At 70.0% G+C, this 18,225-nt stretch carries 22 protein-coding genes; 8 read left to right on the top strand and 14 right to left on the bottom strand.

Translation table 11 applies throughout. The annotated features are described in order from the left end of the window. Positions 1 to 10: 10 nt before the first annotated feature. Positions 11 to 1,429 carry a HAMP domain-containing sensor histidine kinase gene (locus E3O50_RS08155; RefSeq protein ID WP_134449719.1) on the bottom strand — a complete coding sequence of 473 codons (1,419 nt, stop codon included), beginning with the start codon at positions 1,427 to 1,429 and terminating at the stop codon, positions 11 to 13. 3 nt (positions 1,430 to 1,432) lie between these two features. Further along, the gene (locus E3O50_RS08150) at positions 1,433 to 2,128 is read right to left on the bottom strand and encodes a response regulator transcription factor (protein ID WP_134449720.1); all 696 of its coding nucleotides are present in this window, start codon (positions 2,126 to 2,128) and stop codon (positions 1,433 to 1,435) included. A gap of 153 nt (positions 2,129 to 2,281) precedes the next feature. Here E3O50_RS08150 and E3O50_RS08145 point away from each other — a divergent pair, with 153 nt between their 5' ends. Further along, positions 2,282 to 2,794, top strand: coding sequence for a hypothetical protein (locus E3O50_RS08145; RefSeq protein WP_134446367.1), 513 nt, complete (start codon positions 2,282 to 2,284; stop codon positions 2,792 to 2,794). Positions 2,795 to 2,848: 54 nt separating this feature from the next. On the opposite strand, the gene E3O50_RS08140 is transcribed toward E3O50_RS08145, so the two are convergent. Beyond that, positions 2,849 to 3,436 carry an NUDIX hydrolase family protein gene (locus E3O50_RS08140; RefSeq protein WP_134446366.1) on the bottom strand — a complete coding sequence of 196 codons (588 nt, stop codon included), beginning with the start codon at positions 3,434 to 3,436 and terminating at the stop codon, positions 2,849 to 2,851. 194 nt (positions 3,437 to 3,630) lie between these two features. Between E3O50_RS08140 and E3O50_RS08135 the strand changes: the two genes are divergently transcribed. Beyond that, the gene (locus E3O50_RS08135; protein ID WP_134560822.1) at positions 3,631 to 4,359 is read left to right on the top strand and encodes an alpha/beta hydrolase-fold protein; all 729 of its coding nucleotides are present in this window, start codon (positions 3,631 to 3,633) and stop codon (positions 4,357 to 4,359) included. Positions 4,360 to 4,372: 13 nt separating this feature from the next. Here E3O50_RS08135 and E3O50_RS08130 read toward each other — a convergent pair whose 3' ends face one another. Continuing rightward, positions 4,373 to 4,813 (bottom strand): DUF5997 family protein, encoded by a 441-nt coding sequence (locus E3O50_RS08130; protein ID WP_134558379.1) that lies wholly within the window; start codon positions 4,811 to 4,813, stop codon positions 4,373 to 4,375. A gap of 86 nt (positions 4,814 to 4,899) precedes the next feature. Here E3O50_RS08130 and E3O50_RS08125 point away from each other — a divergent pair, with 86 nt between their 5' ends. After that, the gene (locus E3O50_RS08125) at positions 4,900 to 5,691 is read left to right on the top strand and encodes a LysR family substrate-binding domain-containing protein (RefSeq protein ID WP_166787253.1); all 792 of its coding nucleotides are present in this window, start codon (positions 4,900 to 4,902) and stop codon (positions 5,689 to 5,691) included. A gap of 16 nt (positions 5,692 to 5,707) precedes the next feature. Here E3O50_RS08125 and E3O50_RS08120 read toward each other — a convergent pair whose 3' ends face one another. The 4 genes from E3O50_RS08120 to E3O50_RS08105 all read right to left on the bottom strand — a co-directional run bounded on the left by E3O50_RS08120 (position 5,708) and on the right by E3O50_RS08105 (position 8,756). Then, positions 5,708 to 6,412 (bottom strand): GyrI-like domain-containing protein, encoded by a 705-nt coding sequence (locus E3O50_RS08120; protein WP_134446362.1) that lies wholly within the window; start codon positions 6,410 to 6,412, stop codon positions 5,708 to 5,710. Then, positions 6,405 to 6,848 carry a VOC family protein gene (locus E3O50_RS08115; RefSeq protein ID WP_134446361.1) on the bottom strand — a complete coding sequence of 148 codons (444 nt, stop codon included), beginning with the start codon at positions 6,846 to 6,848 and terminating at the stop codon, positions 6,405 to 6,407. The genes E3O50_RS08120 and E3O50_RS08115 overlap by 8 nt, the downstream gene beginning before the upstream one ends. Before the next feature lie 64 nt (positions 6,849 to 6,912). Then, positions 6,913 to 7,743 (bottom strand): ABC transporter permease, encoded by an 831-nt coding sequence (locus tag E3O50_RS08110; protein WP_134560821.1) that lies wholly within the window; start codon positions 7,741 to 7,743, stop codon positions 6,913 to 6,915. Continuing rightward, positions 7,740 to 8,756, bottom strand: a complete 1,017-nt coding sequence (locus tag E3O50_RS08105; protein ID WP_134446399.1) for an ATP-binding cassette domain-containing protein — start codon at positions 8,754 to 8,756, stop codon at positions 7,740 to 7,742. The genes E3O50_RS08110 and E3O50_RS08105 overlap by 4 nt, the downstream gene beginning before the upstream one ends. A gap of 69 nt (positions 8,757 to 8,825) precedes the next feature. On the opposite strand from E3O50_RS08105, the gene E3O50_RS08100 reads away from it, so the two are divergent. Continuing rightward, positions 8,826 to 9,509: a TetR/AcrR family transcriptional regulator gene (locus E3O50_RS08100; protein ID WP_134446359.1), complete on the top strand. Its 684-nt coding sequence runs from the start codon at positions 8,826 to 8,828 to the stop codon at positions 9,507 to 9,509. Positions 9,510 to 9,520: 11 nt separating this feature from the next. Here the strand turns inward: E3O50_RS08100 and E3O50_RS08095 are convergent, their stop codons facing one another. Both E3O50_RS08095 and E3O50_RS08090 read right to left on the bottom strand, forming a co-directional pair. Further along, on the bottom strand, positions 9,521 to 10,813 hold the full coding sequence (locus E3O50_RS08095) for an ABC transporter permease (protein ID WP_134446358.1): 1,293 nt from the start codon (positions 10,811 to 10,813) through the stop codon (positions 9,521 to 9,523). Beyond that, entirely contained in the window at positions 10,810 to 11,508 is a 699-nt protein-coding gene (locus tag E3O50_RS08090) for an ABC transporter ATP-binding protein (protein WP_134446357.1), read from the bottom strand. The genes E3O50_RS08095 and E3O50_RS08090 overlap by 4 nt, the downstream gene beginning before the upstream one ends. Positions 11,509 to 11,687: 179 nt before the next feature. Between E3O50_RS08090 and E3O50_RS08085 the strand changes: the two genes are divergently transcribed. The 3 genes from E3O50_RS08085 (at position 11,688) to E3O50_RS19455 (ending at position 14,370) form a co-directional block, all read left to right on the top strand. Continuing rightward, complete coding sequence (locus tag E3O50_RS08085; RefSeq protein ID WP_134446356.1) at positions 11,688 to 12,956, top strand: histidine kinase; 1,269 nt, start codon at positions 11,688 to 11,690, stop codon at positions 12,954 to 12,956. Next, on the top strand, positions 12,953 to 13,627 hold the full coding sequence (locus E3O50_RS08080) for a response regulator transcription factor (protein WP_134446355.1): 675 nt from the start codon (positions 12,953 to 12,955) through the stop codon (positions 13,625 to 13,627). Before E3O50_RS08085 ends, E3O50_RS08080 begins: the two co-directional genes overlap by 4 nt. Before the next feature lie 422 nt (positions 13,628 to 14,049). Next, the gene (locus E3O50_RS19455) at positions 14,050 to 14,370 is read left to right on the top strand and encodes a potassium channel family protein (protein WP_198413379.1); all 321 of its coding nucleotides are present in this window, start codon (positions 14,050 to 14,052) and stop codon (positions 14,368 to 14,370) included. 123 nt (positions 14,371 to 14,493) lie between these two features. Here the strand turns inward: E3O50_RS19455 and E3O50_RS08070 are convergent, their stop codons facing one another. Continuing rightward, positions 14,494 to 15,291 carry a transglutaminase family protein gene (locus tag E3O50_RS08070; RefSeq protein WP_134560820.1) on the bottom strand — a complete coding sequence of 266 codons (798 nt, stop codon included), beginning with the start codon at positions 15,289 to 15,291 and terminating at the stop codon, positions 14,494 to 14,496. Between the two features lie 155 nt (positions 15,292 to 15,446). On the opposite strand from E3O50_RS08070, the gene E3O50_RS08065 reads away from it, so the two are divergent. Next, entirely contained in the window at positions 15,447 to 15,983 is a 537-nt protein-coding gene (locus E3O50_RS08065; protein ID WP_198413671.1) for a pyridoxamine 5'-phosphate oxidase family protein, read from the top strand. On the opposite strand, the gene panD is transcribed toward E3O50_RS08065, so the two are convergent. From panD to E3O50_RS19615, 3 genes are all read right to left on the bottom strand, one after another. After that, positions 15,936 to 16,346, bottom strand: a complete 411-nt coding sequence (gene panD / locus E3O50_RS08060) for an aspartate 1-decarboxylase (RefSeq protein ID WP_134446352.1) — start codon at positions 16,344 to 16,346, stop codon at positions 15,936 to 15,938. The genes E3O50_RS08065 and panD overlap by 48 nt on opposite strands. A gap of 82 nt (positions 16,347 to 16,428) precedes the next feature. Beyond that, on the bottom strand, positions 16,429 to 17,400 hold the full coding sequence (locus tag E3O50_RS19620) for an FKBP-type peptidyl-prolyl cis-trans isomerase (protein WP_241975553.1): 972 nt from the start codon (positions 17,398 to 17,400) through the stop codon (positions 16,429 to 16,431). A 116-nt stretch (positions 17,401 to 17,516) separates the two neighbouring features. Beyond that, positions 17,517 to 18,149, bottom strand: a complete 633-nt coding sequence (locus E3O50_RS19615) for a hypothetical protein (protein WP_241975552.1) — start codon at positions 18,147 to 18,149, stop codon at positions 17,517 to 17,519. Positions 18,150 to 18,225: the final 76 nt, after the last annotated feature.

The following is an 18,225-nucleotide window of genomic DNA, read 5'->3' as shown; positions in this document are numbered from 1 at the left end:
GCCGCTCGCGTCAGTGTGCGACGGGCCCGTCGCCGACCGGCAGCACCACGGCGAAACACGCGCCGCCCTCGGCCGCGGACTGTACCGTGATCGTGCCGCCCATCCTGGTCACCAGCCGGGCGGCGATCGACAGGCCCAGGCCCGTGTTGACCGGGCGGATGTCGCGGTATTTGGCTCGCAGGACTCCGCGCTCGAACGCGACGGCGGCATCCGAGGTGCTCAATCCAGGGCCGCTGTCACGCACCTCGACCCGCACGTGCCGGCCGTCGACCCGGCGAGCCGCGAGTACGACCTCGCCGCCGGCCGGCGTTGCGCGCAACGCGTTCTCGAGCAGGCCGTCGACGATCTGGCGCAGGCGCATGCCGTCGGTCACGATCGTGAGGACACCCGGCACTGCGCCCGCACCCGCACCGTCCCCCGGCTCGTCGACGCGCAGCGCGACGCCGAGCTGGGTGCATTGACCCTGCCAGGCGAGCGCAGCCTGCGCGAGCACTCCGCCGACGTCGATCGGCTGCAGGTGCACGGTGAAGTCATCGGCTTCGAGGCGGGCGAGTTCGAGCAGGTCGCTCACGAATCGGTCAACGCGTTTCGTCTCCGCAACCAGGACGTCACCGACCGCCGCGCTGCCGCTTGCTGGAATCACGCCCTCGGCGAGGGCCTCCGCATACCCGCGGATCGCGGTCAACGGCGTGCGGATCTCGTGCGACACCGAGAGCAGGAACTCCCGCTGGCGGGTCTCGCTCGTACCCAGCGCGTGGTCGAGGGCACGGAGCGAGCGAGACACATCGTCGATCTCCGGAATGCCCTGGGCCGCGAGGAGTACGCCGCGTTCGCCGTCGGCGAGCCGCCGGGCGGCTCCTGCGGTCCGCTCCAGTGGTCGCGCCAGCCGCCGGGACAGGAACAGTCCGGCGAGCACGGCCACGACGAGCCCGACGAGCACGGCCAGCAGGATGCGCCCGGCGACGAGCCTGCCCGAGTCGGTGATGTCCGCAACGCGCACGAAGCCCACGAGCCCACCACCTCCCGCAAGCGGCCGCGCTTCCACCACGTACGACTCACCCCGGATCTGCAGCGACGTCGACACCGAGCGGCCGGCATCCAGTACCCGGGTGATGCGGCTCTTGACGTCCTGCGTGACCGTGAGCGCGCCCGGACCTGTTTCCGGTACCGTCCCGTCGGCGCCGACCAACACAAAGCGCTCGCCGCGCGCGCCGAGGAGGGTGTCGTCCTCGAGCAGGATGCGCAGGGTCGCGAGCGGCCGTTGGCTCAACGCGGTCGTCCGGGCGCCGAGGTCCGCCTGGGCCTGCGTCGTGACGAGGGTCTGCACGAGTTGCAGGGACACGACGGCCGTGACGAGAACCGCAACGAACGCCACACCTACCGTGACGAGCAGGATCCTGCCGCCGAGTGACGCGAACCAACGCCGCACCGCTCAGCCCTCCAGGCCGGCGACGGAATACCCGACGCCGCGCACCGTGCGGATCGGATTTCCCTCGCCGAGCTTGGCACGCAGCTGGGCGACGTGCACGTCGACCGTCCTGCTCGCACTGTAGTCGGCGATTCCCCAGACCAGGGAGAGCAGTTCTTCCCGCGAATACACCCGTCCGGGCCGGGCCATCAGCTGGGCGAGCAGGTCGAATTCGGTCGCGGTCAGGTCCACGCGGATGCCGCCGAGCGCGACCAGGCGCGTCGCCGGGTCGAGCGTCACATCCTCCACCCGCAGCACCGCGTCGCCGATGAGACCCGAGGAGCGGCGCACGATTCCCTTCACCCGCGCGACGAGTTCCCTCGGCGAGAATGGCTTGGTCACGTAGTCGTCCGCACCCAGTTCGATGCCGAGCACCCGGTCGACCTCGTCGTCGCGTGCCGTGACGAAGAGCACGGGTGTCCAGTCCCCCGCCTCGCGCATGGCCCGGCACACTTCGATCCCGTCGAGCCCGGGCAGGCCGACATCAAGGATCACCGCGGCCGGCCGCAACCGGCGCACCTGGTCGAGACCCGCGCGCCCGTCGGACTCCAGATGCACGGTGAAACCGGCGCGCACGAGGTACAGGCGTTCGATGTCTGCGATTGCGGGGTCGTCTTCGACGACCAGCACCAGCCCTCTGTCGTCGCCCACAGCATCCATTAAGCCAGTAGACGCCGGTTGCTGCGAACCGCGCGGGCGGATGCCGAACTCGCCTTACATTTTCCGTACATTTCCCGAACACGGCGTTTGCGTGCGCCTGCCAGTGTGGCTTCACCGCCGGGACCCTCCCGGTCCAGCGAAAGGCAGAAAGATATGAATGCATTCACGAAGCGAGCCACGACCGTTGTCGCTGCGGGGACGCTCAGCCTCGGCCTGGTTGTGGGCGGCACGTTCGCGGTCGGCGCGGCGACCGCGGCCGAGATGCCCACGACCGTTGCAGCGTCCTCCGTCACGGGGTCCACCCTCGCCGGTTCACTCGCGACCGCAGTGGCGGCATCCGCCAACACCGCTGTCGCCGCGGACGAGACCGTGAAGACCGTTGCCCAGTTGCGCGCGGACCTGCGCGCGGCGATCAAGCTCGACGTGGCCGCACGCCCCGCGGCCCTCGCCGCCATTCGCACGGACGTCCTCGCCGGCGCATACGGCGCGCCGGCCAGCCAGTACCTCACGAAGATCGAGGCCGCTGCCGCCGACACGTCGAAGGCCGACGTGCCGAAGAAGTGGCGCCACGCCCTGCGCCACCTTGTACGCGCCGACGTACGGGCACACCGGCAAATCGCCCCAGGCACGTCCACGCCGGCCCCCACTCCGACAGCCGGTTCGTAGCGGAGGGCGTGGCGGCCGCGGCGGGTGCGGCGGGCGGCTCGCCCGCCGGACCCGTCAGCGGAGCTGGCCGACCGAAGCGAGGGCCATCCGCAGCAGGGAGCCGCGGCCGCCCTCCATCTCGGCGGACACGGCCTCGGATGCCGCCTCGAGCGGCGTCATCCAGGTGAGTTCGAGGGCGTCCTGGCGGGGGTCGCAGGTACCGGTGACGGGAACGACGTAGGCCAGCGAGACGGCGTGCTGGCGCTCATCCGTGAAGGCGGTGATGCCGGGCAGCGGGAAATACTCGGCGACCGAGAACGGCACCGGGCTCGCGGGCAGCTGCGGGAAGGCCATCGGCCCGAGGTCCTTCTCGAGGTGCCGGAACAGCGCATCGCGCAGGGTCTCGCCGTACAGCACGCGCCCGGAGACGAGGGTGCGCGTCATCTCGCCGGTCGGCCGGGCGCGCAGCAGCACGCCGAGCTCGACGACCTGGCCGAGCCCATCGACCCGCACGGGGACGGCCTCGATGTACAGGATCGGCAGGCGACGGCGGATGTCCGCGAGCTCGACATCGCTCAGCCAGCCCTGGTTCTGATTGGGTGGCTGGATGTTCTCGGGGCCAGGCGTCCAGTCCGGGTCGGGGTCAGGGGTGCGCACGCTCATGCCTTCATTCTCTCCTACCCGGCGAGCGGATGCGCCATGCCCGCTTCCCGGGGTGGGTCGCGCCCGTCGCCGCCGGCGAGCCGGACCCGACGGTGCGGGAGGCGCATTCGGGTCCTGGGCAGTGAAAGGTCCGGGGCAGTGAAAGTATTGACTGTCGACGCGTTCCGGCCTCGACGCCCGGCAGGAGGACCGACATGGACGACAACAATCTGGAGAGCACCGGCAGCACCGGTGACGGCGCAGCCGACTCCGGCACCCTCGTGATCGATCCCGGCGCAGTGCTCTGGTCGGCGTCCGAAGCCGACCGGGTCGGGCGTCCGCTGCTCCTCATCCTGCACGGCTACGGCTCCCACGAGGGCGACCTGTTCTCGCTCGCACCGCACCTGCCGCTCAAGCCGGTCCTCGCGGCACTCCGGGCGCCCCTCCCGGTCGGCGACGGCTGGGCCTGGTTCCCGGTCGGCATGCCCGGCGGCCTCGTCAACCCGAGCGCCCCGAGCGCGTCCGCTATCGAGGCGGCAGCGGACGGCGTGCTCGCCTGGCTCGACGCGCTCGTCGTGCCGCCGGCATCCGTCGGGCTGCTCGGCTTCTCCCAGGGCGGCGCGATGGCGCTGCAGCTGCTGCGCCAGGCGCCCGACCGGTTCGCCTTCGCGGTGCAGCTCTCGGGTTTCGTCGCCGCGGCGCCGCAGCCCGGCGACGCCGACCTCGCCGAGCGACCCGTTCCGGTGTTCTGGGGCCGCGGCACGGCCGACCCGGTGATCCAGGCGGATGCCGTCGGCCGCACTCAGGACTGGCTGCCCGGCCACTCCGTGCTCACCGAGCGCATCTACGAGGGCATGGGCCACTCGATCTCGCAGGGCGAACTCTCCGACATCGTCGGATTCCTCCGCGCGCAGTACGCGGACGCGCCCGCGGACGTGGCCTGACCCGGAGCCAGGGCTAGCGCTTCTTCGCGGCGGCCTTCTCGTTCTGGGCGGCGAACCGGGCGGCGTGCGCGGCCTTGCGGGCGCGCTCGGCGTCGCGGTCCTTGACGCGGATCTGCTCCTCGCGCACCTCGAATTGGGTGGCGCGCTCGGTGACGAGCCATGCCGGCGGCTGCTGCAGCAACGCGAGGATCTCGGCGCTCGTGAGCGGCTCGGTGACCTTGCCGCGCGCGAGCCCGGAGATCGAGACGCCGAGCTTCGCGGCGACAACCTGCTTGGGGTGCGGGCCGTTGGCGCGCAGCAGAGCGAGCCACTCCGGCGGGTTCGTGTCGAGTTCGGTGAGCTCGGTGCGCGAGATCAGGGTGTTCTGGAATTCCTCGGGGGCTGCCTCGAGCAGAATCCCGAGCTTCTGGGCCGCCGTTGCGGGCTTCATGGTCTGGGTCTTCTTCTCGCTCATCAGTCCAGCGTATAGCCTGAGAGCACCACCGCTTCGGCGGATCATAACGGTGCGCCGCCCCGCGCGCCACAAAAGAGAGGATGCCGGTGACCTTTTCCATCGCCTTCGCCGCCGGCGTCACGCCGACCAAGTGGACCCGCGCCTGGGCAGAACGGCGCCCCGACCAGCCCCTCGAGGTCTTCCGCACCACGCCGGACGAGCAGTCCGCCGTGCTCCGCGACGGCCGCGCCCAGGTCAGCATCGTGCGCCTCCCGATCGACGAACACGACCTGAGCCTGATCGCGCTCTACCGGGAAATCCCGGTCGTCGTCGCCGCGAAGGACCACTTCATCGCCGACGCGGACAGTCTCCTCGTCGCCGACCTCGCCGACGAGCACCTGCTGCAGGACCCCGACGCCGTTCCCGAGTGGCGCGACGTCGCGACCGAGGTGCGCGACGGCATCCGCCGCCCGCTCGCCGCCGTGCGCGACATGGACGAGACCATGGAGCTCGTCGCCGCAGGCGTCGGCATCGTGATCGTGCCGCATTCGATCGCCCGCCTGCACAGCCGCAAGGACCTCGTCTCCCGGCCCGTCGAGGACGTCGCCGAGAGCCAGGTCTCCCTCGCCTGGCTCGCGGCAGAGACGACCGAGGACATCGAAGAGTTCATCGGCATCGTGCGCGGCCGCACGAAGGCGAGTTCCCGCGTCGACTCGGTGCCCGCCGGCGGCGAAAAGATCAAGAAGGAAAAGAAGACCGACAAGGCCAAGGCCGCCGCGAAGGCATTGCGCGTCGCCGCCGCGAAGGCGAAGCCGGCCGTGGCCAAGAAGACCCAGTCCGCGCCCGGCCGCACCCGCAGTACCGCGAACCTCAAGCTCGGTAAGCGCACCGGCCGCTGAGCCGCGGAGCCGCGGCTCAGGCGCGCGCGACCGGTTGCCGGAGGACCGTCTTGAGTTTCTCCGGGGCACTTCTCCGCGGGTCCCCGAGGTAGACCTCGTGGTGCAGGCCGTTCAGGCGCAGACCGTGCTCGGCCAGGAACTCCCCGTGCAGCCGCGCGAGTGCGGGCGCCTCGTCGTCGTAGGGTCCGACGTGCAGTAGTTGCGCGCTGAAGCCCTCGTCGAGGGACTCGATGCGCATGCTCGCGAGGGCCGGAAGCTTCTTCTTTGCTTTCGTCAACGCCACGGCCTCAGTGATGAAGGCATCCGTCACCCAGTCGGGCTGGCTGATCAGCATCGTCCAGCTCCAGGACGCCTTGTCGCCGCCCGCGAACGCAGCATAGCCGGCCGGATCGTCGGCATACCAGAGCCCTTCGAGCGGGGCGACGACGAGGTCACGCCCGAGGCCGCGCTTGGCCGCGAACTTGATCGCATACGCGACGGCATAGAGCGCCTCGATGGCCGCGGTGTATGCGGGCGCGACGTTCGGGTCGCCGCGCCCGTCGACCGCGATGAACCGCTGCACGGGAACCTCGATCAGCTCCCAGTCGCGGTTCGTCGGCGCATACAGAGCTTTGTCCTCCCGCTTCACGTCGTACGGTCCCGTCGCGCGCGGCGCGGTGTTCCGCGGCGCACGCAACTGGCCGGTGCGCCGGTCGGTCGTGAACGGCACCTCGTTACTCATCGGGCTGTGCCGACTCCTCGAGCGCCGAATCTTCGAGCACCGAGAGGATGTTGCCGGCCGGGTCAGTGAACCAGGCGATCGTCGGTCCGTACCCGCGCATGATGCCCTTCTCGTCCTGGGGCGAGCCCTCGTACCGTTCGAAGACCACCCCGCGGGCTGTGAGGGTGTCGACGGCGGCGTCGACGTCGCCGACCGCGAGGTTGAGCATCGTGTACGTCGCCGGCACGTGGTCGGCCTTCGGATAGACGATCACGTGCCCGCCTCCGGGCAGCTCGATGCGCAGCAGGCCCATCCCGCCGTCGGTCACCTCGAGTCCGAGCGTGCCGCCGTAGAAGGCGCGGGCGGCCTCGATGTCGGGGACGGCGAAACCGCTGAAGACGTCGAGGATGCCGATGCCCCGGTCGGTCGTCGCCGTTCCGGTCTCTGAGTCAGTCATGTCGAACTCCCTTGCTCGAGCGGATGGAACAGGTCAGTCGGTGGAACACGCCGGTCGTGTCACGTTACCGCGAACTGATCGACGCGAACTTGCGGATGCAGAGCGGCACGAACACCACGAGCATGACGGTGATGCCGATCAGCACCGTCTGGATCGGGTGCTGCATGGTCCAGATGTCGGGCACGGGCGCGGTGCCCTCGTTGCCGAAGAGCTGCCTGGCCGCCTGCACGAGCGAGGAGACCGGGTTCCACTCCGCGAAGATCCGCAGCGGGGTCGGCAGGGTGTCGCTCGGCACGAAGGCGTTCGAGACGAAGGTGAGCGGGAACAGGATGAGGAACGAGGCGTTGTTGATCACCTCGGGGCTCTTCACGCTCATTCCGAGGAGCGCCATCACCCAGCTGAACGCGTAGCTGAACAGGAGCAACAGCCCGACGCCGGCCAGGAACTCGGCCGGCGAGGAGTGCACCCGCCAGCCGACCGCGAGGCCGGTGGCCATCATGATGACCATCGAAATGGTGTTGAGCACGAGGTCGCTGTTCGTCCGGCCGATCAGCACCGCGGACGAACTCATCGGCAGACTGCGGAACCGGTCGATGATGCCCTCCTTGAGGTCGAGCGCCATCGCAGAACCGGAGAACGTCGACCCGAACACGACGGTCTGGGCGAAGATGCCCGCCATCAGGAACTGGGTGTAGTCGGTGCCCTGCACCTGGATCGCCCCGCCGTAGACCTGGCTGAAGAGCAGCACGAACATGACCGGCTGGATCACCGCGAAGACGAGCATGTCCGGGGAGCGCTTGATCTTGATGAGGTTGCGCTTGGTGACGGTCCAGCCGTCGGAGTACCAGAGCGAGAACGGGTTCCAGCTCGGCAGGGTCGTGGAAATCGCGCTCATCGGGTCTTCACCGCTTCCTTCGAGTCGAGGGTGTCGTCATCCGCTGCCCCGTGCGCCTTGTCGGCCTTGTGCCCGGTGAGCGTGAGGAACACGTCGTCGAGCGTCGGCCGGCGCATGCCTGCGTCGTGCAGCTCGATGCCGGCGTCACCGAGCGCCGCGAGCACGAGCTGCAGTGCGCGCGGGCCGTCGGTCACCGCGACCTCGAGGCCGCGGCCGTCGCTCGTGACGGTCGGTTCGCCATCGCCGAAGCGGGCGAGGATGCCGCGGGCCGCCTCGCTCGCGCCGGCGCCGGCGTCGACGAGCGCGACTTCGAGGCGATGGCCGCCGATCTGCGCCTTGAGCCGGTCCGAGGTGCCCTCGGCGATGACCCGGCCGTCGTCGACCACGACGATGTCGTCGGCGAGCTGGTCGGCCTCTTCGAGGTACTGGGTCGTGAGCAGCACTGTCGTGCCGTCGGCGACGAGCCGCTTGATCACGTTCCAGAGCGCGATGCGGCTGCGCGGGTCGAGCCCGGTGGTCGGCTCGTCGAGGAAGAGCACCTTGGGGTTGATCACGAGCGCGCCCGCGAGGTCGATCCGTCGGCGCATACCGCCGGAGAACCCCTTTACCGGGCGGTTGCCCGCCGCGGTGAGCTCGAAGAGATCGATGAGTTCCTGGGCGCGACGCCGGGACTCGCTCGCACCGAGGTGGTAGAGCCTGCCGACCATCTCGAGGTTCTCGAAGCCGGTCAGGTTCTCGTCGACGGCCGCGTACTGGCCGGATACCCCGATGATCCGACGCACGGCCTTCGGGTCGGCAACGACGTCGATGCCGTCGACGACCGCTCGGCCGGAGTCCGGCCGGATCAGCGTCGTGAGCATTTTCACGACGGTGGTCTTGCCTGCTCCGTTCGGACCGAGCAGGGCCTTGACGCTGCCCCGCGGCACCGACAGGTCGAGCCCGGCGAGCGCGTGCACCGGCCCGCTCTTGGAGCGGTACGTCTTGGTCAGGCCCGTGGCCTCGATGATCGTCATCGTGTTCATCCCCGCGGTATTGTGGACGTTGTACACATTATGGATCCAGCGTAACGAGGCGGCCTCACTTTGACAACCACGAACACCGATTCAGCCACCGAAGGCCATGGTCGCTCGACCTACCGGCACGGCGACCTGAGGCGTGCCCTGATCGACGCCGGCCTCGAACTCGCCCGGTCCGGCGGCCCGTCCGCCGTCGTGCTCCGCGAGGCGACTCGCCGCGCCGGGGTCGCCCCGAACGCCGCCTACCGGCACTTCGCCGACCGGAGTGCGCTCCTCGAGGCGGTCTGCTCGGAGTGCCAGTCCGGCGTCGCCCGCGCGATCGAGGACGAGCAGGCGGCACTGCCAGTGGCGGATGTCGCCGCATCAGACTCGGGAACGACGATGGACGCAACCACGGCCCGGCTCCGGTTCCGCGCCGTCGGCACCGGTTACCTGCGTTTCGCCCTGTCCGAACCGGGACTGTTCCGCACCGCGTTCACGGCCTCGTCCGACCTCGAGAGTGCGACGAGCGCTGCACGGGCCGGTGCGCGCGGGCTGACCCCGTTCCAGCTGCTCGGCGAGGCGCTCGACGACCTCGTGACTACGGGCGTCCTCCCCGCCGAGCGCCGGCCGGGCGCCGAGTTCCTGGCCTGGTCTGCGGTACACGGCCTCGCCTCGCTCTTGATCGACGGCCCCCTCCGAGCCCTGCCCGCCGCCGCGACCGAGGCGCTTATCGGCCGCGTCGTCACCATGGTCGAGCAAGGCCTGTAGCCGCGAGCGCGCTACTCGTAGCGGAGCGACTCAATCGGGTCCTGGCGTGCCGCGCGCCAGGCCGGCAGGGTGCCGGCGAGGAACGCGATCGCCATCACGATCAGGATGATCGTGATGATCGAGACCGGTGTGAACGCGATCAAGGTCAGGCCGGGCAGGTTCGCGAACAGCGCGCCCGAGAGCGCAGTACTCACGACCGACCCGACGATCATCGCAATGCCGGCGCCGATCGCACTGCCGAGGAAGCCGATGAATGCCGCCTCGATGCTGAACAGGCCGAAGATCCGGCCCGCGCCCATTCCCATCGCCTTCATCAGGCCGATCTCGCGGGTGCGCTCCTGCACGCTCATCAGCAGCGTGTTGACGATGCCGAAGCTCGCGGCGAGCAGGGCGATCACGGCGAAGGCGTTGAGCACGAGCACGATCGCGTCGATCACCGACTTGAAGGTGCCGATCTCGTCGGCCACCGTCTGCCCGGTGAACCCGGCACTCGTGAGGTGGTCCTTGAGCGCTGTGACCTGGGCGTCAGTGCTCGAAGGGTCGAACCGGACAACGGCTTCCGAGTAGCTTTCCTTCTGGGCTGTGCTCAGTCCGCTCGTCGAGGCGTCGTAGAGCGCCTGGGTCAGGGCCGTATTCGCAGTCGCGTTTCCGCTGGAACCCAGGCTGGCCTCGGAGACAGCGACGACGGTCGCGTTGAGAACGTTCACCGTTCCGGCCGGATTGCTTACGCCGATCTGCACGGTCGTACCGATCGCATCCGCGCTGCTCGTGAAACCGAGCGGCGTGACAAAGGAAACCGGCAGCGCGATCTGGAGCTGGGCAGCCTTCTGGTCGAGCTGGCTGCCCGCCGCGAGCTGCAGATGGACACCGGCCACGGCACTGCCGAGCCCGAGCCGATACTTCTTGCTGGTGCCCGTCGTCACGTAGTCCGGGGTCACCGAGAGGCTCGGCTCCACCGACGTGACCCCGTCGATGGCGGCGATCGTGGTGAGGTCCGCCGGGGTGATCGCGGCGACAGTCGTGCTGCCCGGTCCGGCCGCGGCGCGGCTGGTGATCTGGTCCGGCGAGTATTCCTGCGGGCCGGTTGCCTTCGCATCCGCCGACACCTTCGTGACAGTCATCACGTCGCTCGCCCCGATGGATGCGACGGTGTCGGTGATGTAGGCGTTGATCCCGGTGCCAAGACCGTTGGTGATGGTGAGCGTGAACGCGCCGATGAAGATCGCGAGCACGGTGAGCGTGGTGCGGAGGCGGCTGCGGAAGCTGTTGCCGATGGCCGAGCCGACGACGTCGATGGCCCTCATGCTGCGACCCGTGCTTCCTCGGAGACGACGAGGCCGTCGCGAATGTATATCCGTCGGTCGCAGCGTTCGGCGAGGTCCTCGTCGTGGGTCACAATGATCAGGGTGATGCCCTGGTCCCGGTTGAGCCCGAACAGGATGTCCTCGACGATCGCGCCGGTGGCGCTGTCGAGGTTGCCGGTGGGTTCGTCGGCGAAGATGATCCGCGGGTCGTTGACGAGGGCGCGGGCGATCACGGCCCGCTGCTTCTGCCCGCCGGAGAGCGCGTTGGCCTTGCTCCTGGCCTTGTCGTCGAGCTCGAGGCGTTCGAGCGCCGCGTGGCCGCGCTGTTTGCGGCCTCGGGAACCGACCCCGGCGATCTTGAGCGGCAACACGACGTTTTCGAGCACGGACGCCCCCGGCGTGAGGAAGAACTGCTGGAAGACGAACCCGAAGGTCTTGTTGCGCGTCTCGTTGAGCCGCTTGCCCCTCAGAGTCGCGGTGTCGCTGCCGCCGAGCTGCACGGTGCCGGTGCTCGGCTTGTCGAGCAGGGCGAGCAAGTGCATCAGGGTGGACTTGCCCGAGCCGCTCTTCCCGACAATGGCGACCGATTCGCCGGCGAAGATCTCCAGGGTGACCCCCTTGAGCGCGTCGAATCGGTTCTGGCCGCGACCATACGACTTCTTCAGGTCGTAGGCGGCGAGGATGGGGTGGGACATCGTGTTTTCCTCCGTGTGCTGTGGGTGGTGGATGCCGCGGGCCGGCACTGTTCCAGCGTCGCGGCATCCGCTGCGCGAGGCATCCTCCTGCGGCAGCAACCTCGCGTACCGCAGGCGCGGTACGGCCTCTCCACCCACGGGAGGATGCCGCAGCTCCGCGCAGGGGGCATCCTTGGAAGATGACCTCGATGTACAGCCATGCGCACATTCCGCGCTGGGCGGCCGACGTGCTGGTCAGCCTCGCCGTCCTCGGCAGCGCATTCGTGCCGGCCGGCGAGTACGCCAGGGTCGCGTCGAACCCCGCCGGCGTGCTGATCGCCGTCGCCGCGACCCTGGTGCTGCTGCCGCGCCGACGCTGGCCGCTGCCGGTCCTCGCGGCCTGCGTCGCCCTGTTCGTGCTCGCCGGCGCCCTCGGCGTGCTCAATCCCGCGTTCTCCCTCGCGACGGCGATCGCGGTCTGGAACGTCGCCATCCGCACCGACCGCCGTACGACGCTCGTGGCGACGGCTCTCGCCGCCTTCGTGCTCGTCGGCACGGGCATCGCCGTGACCGCCACCGAGCTGCTCGACGCCCGCATCGTGCAGTACGCGGCGGTCATCGCATTCGCCGGCGCGGCCGGGGACGCGATGCGGTCGCGGCGCGAGTACATCGTGGCGATCACCGAACGCGCCAGGAACGCCGAAGAGACCCGGGAGTCTGAGGCGCTGCGCCGGGTCGCCGAAGACCGCCTGCGTATCGCCCGCGAACTGCACGACGCGGTCGCCCACCAGATGGCCGTGATCAACCTGCACGCCGGGGTCGCCGCCCAGGCTCTTCCCGACCGCCCGACCGATGCGCAGGACTCGCTCACGACGATCCGCCAGGCCGCGCAGGCGGTGCTGCGCGAGATCGGCACCCTGCTCGCCGTGCTCAGGGACGACTCCGCCGGCCGCCCCCGCCCCCCGGCCGCCGAGATCGGCCTCGGCCGGGTCGACGCGCTCCTGGCCGACTTCGCCCGCGACGGCCTCGCTGTGACGGTGAGCGCACGCGGTGCGGGCACCCGGCTGCCGGCCCCCGTCGACACCATCGCCTACCGGATCGTGCAGGAGGCGCTCACCAACGCGCACAAGCACGGCGCCGGCCACACCGCAGAGCTCCGCATCAGCTACGGCAGCGACAGCGTCGACATCGAGGCCCTGAATCCGGTCGCCTTCCACGTGTTCGACCCCGCAACGGATGCCCCGGCAGGCCACGGCCTCGTCGGTGTCGCCGAGCGCGCGGGCACCATCGGCGGCACGGTCGAGTTCGGCGTGCGTCCCCCGGACACGTTCCGCCTCGCCGTGAGCCTGCCGATCTCGAGCGCCGGGACGGATGCCCCCGCCGACATCCCGGACACCGGGCCGCCGGCCCCTGCCCGCATCTCGGCCCCGACCTCGGTTCCGGACCCTGCAGCAGGAGCGCCCTCGTGATCAGGGTCCTGATCGCGGACGACCAGACCCTGATCCGCACGGCCGTGCGCGAACTGGTCAGGCACGAGCCCGACCTCGAGGTCGTCGGCGAAGCCGCTGACGGGGCCGAAGCGCTCGCACAGTCCCGGCTGCTGCTGCCCGATGTCGTGCTGATGGACATCCGCATGCCCGTGCTCGACGGCATCGAAGCGACCCGCGCGATCTGCGCGGATCCCGGGCTCTCGACCGTGCGCATCCTGATCCTGACGACCTTCGAGGAGGACGAATACGTCGTGCAGGCCCTCCGCGCAGGGGCCGGCGGCTTCGTCGGCAAGGGCACGGAGGCCGCCGACCTGATGCGGGCGATCCGCACGATCCACCAGGGCGATGCCCTGCTCTCCCCCACGGCGACGCAGAGCCTGATCCGCCGCTACGTGCTGCCGGCCGCGCCCGGGCGCGCTGCTGCGGTGCCGCCGAGCCTCGCGCACCTGACCGATCGGGAGCGGGAGGTCCTCACGCTCGTCGCGCGCGGGCAGTCGAACGAGGAGATCGCGGTCGGCCTGTTCATCTCGCCGCTGACCGCGAAGACCCACATCAACCGGACCATGGCCAAGCTCTACGCGCACGACCGGGCGCAGCTCGTCGTCATCGCATACGAGAGCGGACTCCTCGTGCCCGGCGCCGGCGGCTGACCCCGGTCGCCCGCCGCGGCATCCGCTGCCGCCAGGAGAGCAGGCACGCGGACGCCGGGGTCGCCCCTGCCGGGCGAGCCACCGTCCTCCTTGAGTGTCGGCATGACTCCAGAACGCTGGCAGCAGCTTGTGCAATGGCCGCTCCTCGGGGCCGCCGCGATCTTCCTGCTCGACTATGCCTGGAAGGTCCTCGCCGATGTCCAGGGCGAACCCGGGCTGATCCTGACCCTCGTGCTCGAGGCGGCCTGGACGGTGTTCCTCCTCGACTACTGCATGAACCTCGCGCTCGCTCGGCAGCGCTGGCTGTGGTTCAGCACGCACCTCTTCGACCTGCTCGTGGTCGTGCTTCCGGTGCTGCGTTCACTGCGCCTGCTCCGCCTCGTGACGGCCCTCTCCGCCTTCCCCCGCTCGCGGGGACAGCGGTGCGGTCCCGCGTCGGCATCTACGTCACGACCGCGACCGTCCTTCTCGTGTTCCTGGCCTCCCTCGCGGTGCTCGATGCCGAGCGGCGCGCTCCCGGCGCGAACATCACCTCGTTCGGCAACGCGCTCTGGTGGACCTTCGTCACGATCGCGACGGTCGGCTACGGCGACTTCACCCCCGTGACGATCGAAGGCCGGCTGATCGCCGTTGCCCTCATGCTCGGCGGGATCGCCCTCGTCGGTGTCGTCACGGCGACCCTCGCCTCGTGGATCGTCGACCGCGTCGCCGATCTCACCCGCGACCAGGGTGCCGACAAGTGATGCAGCTCGCCGACTGAGGTCCCCGCGCCCCGCCGCCGCTACCGAATCCGCAGCCCGCTACCGAAACGGCGGGCACGGCCTGCCGAAACCGGCGCGGCGGCGGATGCGTGTGGGGGCATCCGCTCAGTGCAGGCGCACCAGGGAGTACCGGTCGTCGCGCGGCAGGGTGTCCACGGTCGCGCTGACGGTCAGGTCGCGGAGGAACACTGCTCCGCCGATCGTCGTCAGGAACGCGGTGTCCGCGGCGTCACGGCCGGTCGCGATGCGGAGGAGCGTCTGCCGAGGGGCGAGGCCGGTGGCGTCCACGACGTGCCAGGCGTCATCGACGAAGACCTCGGCGACCGCGTGGAAGTCCATCGGCGAAAGCCCCGGTGCGTAGACCGAGACGACCCGGGCCGGCACGTCCCGCGCGCGCAGAAGCGCGACGACGAGGTGGGCGAAGTCCCGGCAGACGCCCTGCCGGTCGATCAGGGTACGCACGGCGCCGTCGGTCGGCAGGCTCGACCCCGGCTCGTAGCGCAGCTTCCCGCCCACCCAGGCGGCGACCGCGTTCATGAGCACGGTGCCGGAGAGCCCGGCGAATTCGGCAGCGGCCGTGCCCCAGAGCCGGTCGGATTCGCAGTACCGGCTCGGGCGCAGGTAGCGCACGAGGTCGATCTCCGAGTAAGCGGCGTCGCTCGCCTGCCCCGTCGCGGTCACGGCGTAGTCGATGTCGACCGAACCGGCCCCCGTCTCGACGACGTGCAGCCGGGTGCCGTGCTGGTCGAAGACGATCCGCGACTCGAGCGGCGTGCCGTCCTTCGCCGCCGTGAAGGTCTCAACGACCGAGACGGCCGGGTCGTCGGCGACGCCGATCGACAGGACCAAACGGGCGGGCGTCCGCACGTCGAGGGCGAGGCGAGCGGATGCATTACGTTCCATCCCACGATGATGACATGCGCCCGGCGCGTCGCGGTACCGCTCTCGCCAGTGCGTCGCATCGATGCCGCAGACCCGACGAGGACACGCCGTGCGGCGCGCTCCGGGCACTGGTGCACCGCGCCGGGCGGGTCCATGCTGGGAGCATGCTCGGGGAATTGAACAATCGTGAAATCGACGCAGTCCTGCACACCAGCGTGGTCGGCCGGATCGGATGCCACAGCGACGGCCGCACCTATATCGTGCCGATCACCTACGCCTACGATGGCGACACCGTGTACGCCCACAGCGCCGCCGGCACAAAGGTCGACATGATGCGGGCCAACCCCGACGTCTGCTTCGAGGTCGAGCAGCTCGACGATCTCGCGAACTGGCGCACCGTCGTCGCCCGGGGCGAGTTCGAGGAGCTCCATGGCGCGGATGCCGACGACGGCCTGCGCAAGCTCCTCGCCCGGCTTGCACCGTACGTGACCTCGACGACGGCGCAGCCGGTCTCCGGTCCCGACGGCACGTTTCACGGGATCAGGACGACCGCGTCGGAGCCGGTGCCGCCCTCGGCGGGCCGGGTGAACGCGTCCGGTCAGGACCCGGTGATCTACCGGATCCGGCTGACCGAGAAGACCGGCCGGTTCGAGGAACGCTCGACGTCAGGCCGTGAGCGGCGGGCGGCTGAGTCCAGCCACATGTACACCTGAGGGGTCAGAGTCGACCGCGACAATGCGGTTGTCCGCGTCGACGTGTACGACGACGGGCACATAGCTGCGGGACTCTTCGTTGCTCATCTGCGCGTAGGAGATGATGATGATGAGGTCGCCCTGCATACCGAGGCGGGCCGCGGCGCCGTTCAGGCCGATGACCCCACTGCCGCGCTTGCCGGCGATGAGGTAGGTCTCGAAGCGGCTGCCGTTGTTCACGTCGACGATGCTGACGCGCTCACCGGCGAGCAGGTCGCCTGCCTCCATCAGGTCCTGGTCGACCGTCAGCGAACCGACGTAGTGCAGGTCGGACTGCGTCACGGTGGCGCGGTGGATCTTGGATTTGAACATCGTGCGCTGCATGGTGGAAATGGGCCTTCCGGCGGCGGCCCGCAGGCCGCCGCCTGGTGCGGGTGTCTGGTTACGCGGTTACGTTGCTAGGCGATCACGCGGTCGCGAGGATATCGACGACGAACACGAGGGTGTCCGTTGCCGAGATGCCTGCAGTCGTGTTGCCGGTGCTGCCGTAGCCGAGCGCCGGCGGGATGACGATGACGACCTGCGAGCCGACAGTCTGGCCGATCAGGCCCTGGGCGAAGCCGGGGACGACGTTGGCCGTCGCGAAGGTGGCCGGGCCGCCCTTGCCCCAGCTCTGGTCGAAGACGGTTCCGGTGGCCCAGACGACGCCCGCGTACTGCACGGTCACGGTCGCACCGTCAGCGACGGTCGCACCGTCGCCCTTCTTGAGGACCTCGGTCTTGAGCTCGGTCGGCGCGTCGGCCTTCGGGACGGTGATCGTCGGGGCGCCGTCGTCGGCGAGCACGACGGTGGGGAAACCGTCCTGCGGGGCCTGGTCCGTGCCGCTCGAGCGGGTGGGAACCTTGCCCTTGACGTCGATCACGAAGATGATGTTGTCGGTCGCGGACACCTTAAGGTTCGTGTTGCCCGTGGTGCCGAACGCGTCGACCGGCGGCACGACGACGGCGACGCGCGAGCCGATGTTGGAGCACGCGATGCCCTTGAGGATGCCGGGGATGACGGAGCCGGTCTCGGCGACGGTGACGGTGAGGCCGGCCGCGGTGCCGTAACCGCCGGCGTTGAGCTTGGCGCCCGAAGTGGCGTTGTACGCGGTGTACGCGATCTCGACGGCGTCACCGGTGTTGACGGCTTCGCCGTCGCCCTTGGTGATCACGGTGCGCTCGGTCGCGGTGGTCGTGAGCGGCGCCGTGAAGGTGACGGTGGGCTCGACACCGGCGTCACCGGCGACGGTGACGGCGTCGGAGCTCGTGCCGGGGTCGGTGCAGGTCAGTGCTGCGGCGGCGGATGCCGTCGGCGTCGACGACGGGGATCCGCTGCACCCGGTGAGGGCGAGCACCGCGACGGTTGCGACGGCGAGGAGGGCAGGAAGTTTGCGCACGCTGATCTTTCTTTTTCGAGAGTGGTGTCTTCGATGATGGGCCTCCGCCAGTATGGACCATGCATCTATGAGGAACCTGAGTCGGGCACCCGGAAGCGGACGCCCGATGGAAGTCGCTAACCGACGTTTGTGTCGGGAGCCCCGGTCGCGGGCACATCGGTCGTGACGGGCGCGGTCGCCGCCGCCGCCAGCACGTCGACAACGATGACGACGTTGTCGTTCGCGTGGAGGTCGAGGTCGATGTTCTCCTTCGCTCCCCAGGCATCCGCCGGGCTCGCGACGACGGCAACCCGGGAACCCACCGTCGCGCAGGTGACGCCCTTGACGATCGCGGGCAGGGTGCCGTTCGGCGCGGCGAGGTTCACGCCGACAGGGGCCCCGGTGTCGAGGCCAGAGGTGCCGGGCCCGAATCCGCGGGCATCGATCTTCGCCCCGGTCCTGCCGTTGTAGAACGCGACGCCGAGTTCCACATAATCGCCGGTCTGAACCGGGACGCCGGTGCCGACGGTCATGACGGTGCGCTCGGTGTCCGCGGCGGTCAGCGGCGTGGTGAACGTGACCTCCGGCGCACTGCCGATGGCCCCCGGCGCGACCACGGCGTCGGAGGCGGCCCCCGGCTGGGCGCAGCCGGCCGGGGCGGCGGGCGACCGGGTCGCTGCCGGGCTGCATCCGGCGAGCGCGAGCACAACGCATACCGCGACGAGACCGGCGGAGGCTCCGAGGGAGATAAGGGCGGGGTAGCTGCGCACGGGTGGCCTTCTTGTCGGCGGGCGGCCCCGATTGGCGCGCCCGCCGTGCATTATGGCGTATCGAGGCGAACGGGAA

The sequence above is a fragment of the Cryobacterium sp. MDB1-18-1 genome, from assembly GCF_004402735.1.
Lineage (GTDB): Bacteria > Actinomycetota > Actinomycetes > Actinomycetales > Microbacteriaceae > Cryobacterium > Cryobacterium glucosi.
The sequence above is the reverse complement of the archived record's forward strand: the minus strand, read 5'-3'. Positions and strand labels throughout refer to the sequence as shown.

What these genes read in the sequence shown, in the direction of transcription:
- E3O50_RS08150 (WP_134449720.1), bottom strand. Translation starts at nt 2,128, where the DNA reads ATGGATGCTGTGGGCGACGACAGAGGGCTGGTGCTGGTCGTCGAAGAC.
- E3O50_RS08145 (WP_134446367.1), top strand. Translation starts at nt 2,282, where the DNA reads ATGAATGCATTCACGAAGCGAGCCACGACCGTTGTCGCTGCGGGGACG.
- E3O50_RS08140 (WP_134446366.1), bottom strand. Translation starts at nt 3,436, where the DNA reads ATGAGCGTGCGCACCCCTGACCCCGACCCGGACTGGACGCCTGGCCCC.
- E3O50_RS08135 (WP_134560822.1), top strand. Translation starts at nt 3,631, where the DNA reads ATGGACGACAACAATCTGGAGAGCACCGGCAGCACCGGTGACGGCGCA.
- E3O50_RS08130 (WP_134558379.1), bottom strand. Translation starts at nt 4,813, where the DNA reads ATGAGCGAGAAGAAGACCCAGACCATGAAGCCCGCAACGGCGGCCCAG.
- E3O50_RS08120 (WP_134446362.1), bottom strand. Translation starts at nt 6,412, where the DNA reads ATGAGTAACGAGGTGCCGTTCACGACCGACCGGCGCACCGGCCAGTTG.
- E3O50_RS08115 (WP_134446361.1), bottom strand. Translation starts at nt 6,848, where the DNA reads ATGACTGACTCAGAGACCGGAACGGCGACGACCGACCGGGGCATCGGC.
- E3O50_RS08110 (WP_134560821.1), bottom strand. Translation starts at nt 7,743, where the DNA reads ATGAGCGCGATTTCCACGACCCTGCCGAGCTGGAACCCGTTCTCGCTC.
- E3O50_RS08105 (WP_134446399.1), bottom strand. Translation starts at nt 8,756, where the DNA reads ATGACGATCATCGAGGCCACGGGCCTGACCAAGACGTACCGCTCCAAG.
- E3O50_RS08095 (WP_134446358.1), bottom strand. Translation starts at nt 10,813, where the DNA reads ATGAGGGCCATCGACGTCGTCGGCTCGGCCATCGGCAACAGCTTCCGC.
- E3O50_RS08090 (WP_134446357.1), bottom strand. Translation starts at nt 11,508, where the DNA reads ATGTCCCACCCCATCCTCGCCGCCTACGACCTGAAGAAGTCGTATGGT.
- E3O50_RS08085 (WP_134446356.1), top strand. Translation starts at nt 11,688, where the DNA reads ATGACCTCGATGTACAGCCATGCGCACATTCCGCGCTGGGCGGCCGAC.
- E3O50_RS08070 (WP_134560820.1), bottom strand. Translation starts at nt 15,291, where the DNA reads ATGGAACGTAATGCATCCGCTCGCCTCGCCCTCGACGTGCGGACGCCC.
- panD (WP_134446352.1), bottom strand. Translation starts at nt 16,346, where the DNA reads ATGCAGCGCACGATGTTCAAATCCAAGATCCACCGCGCCACCGTGACG.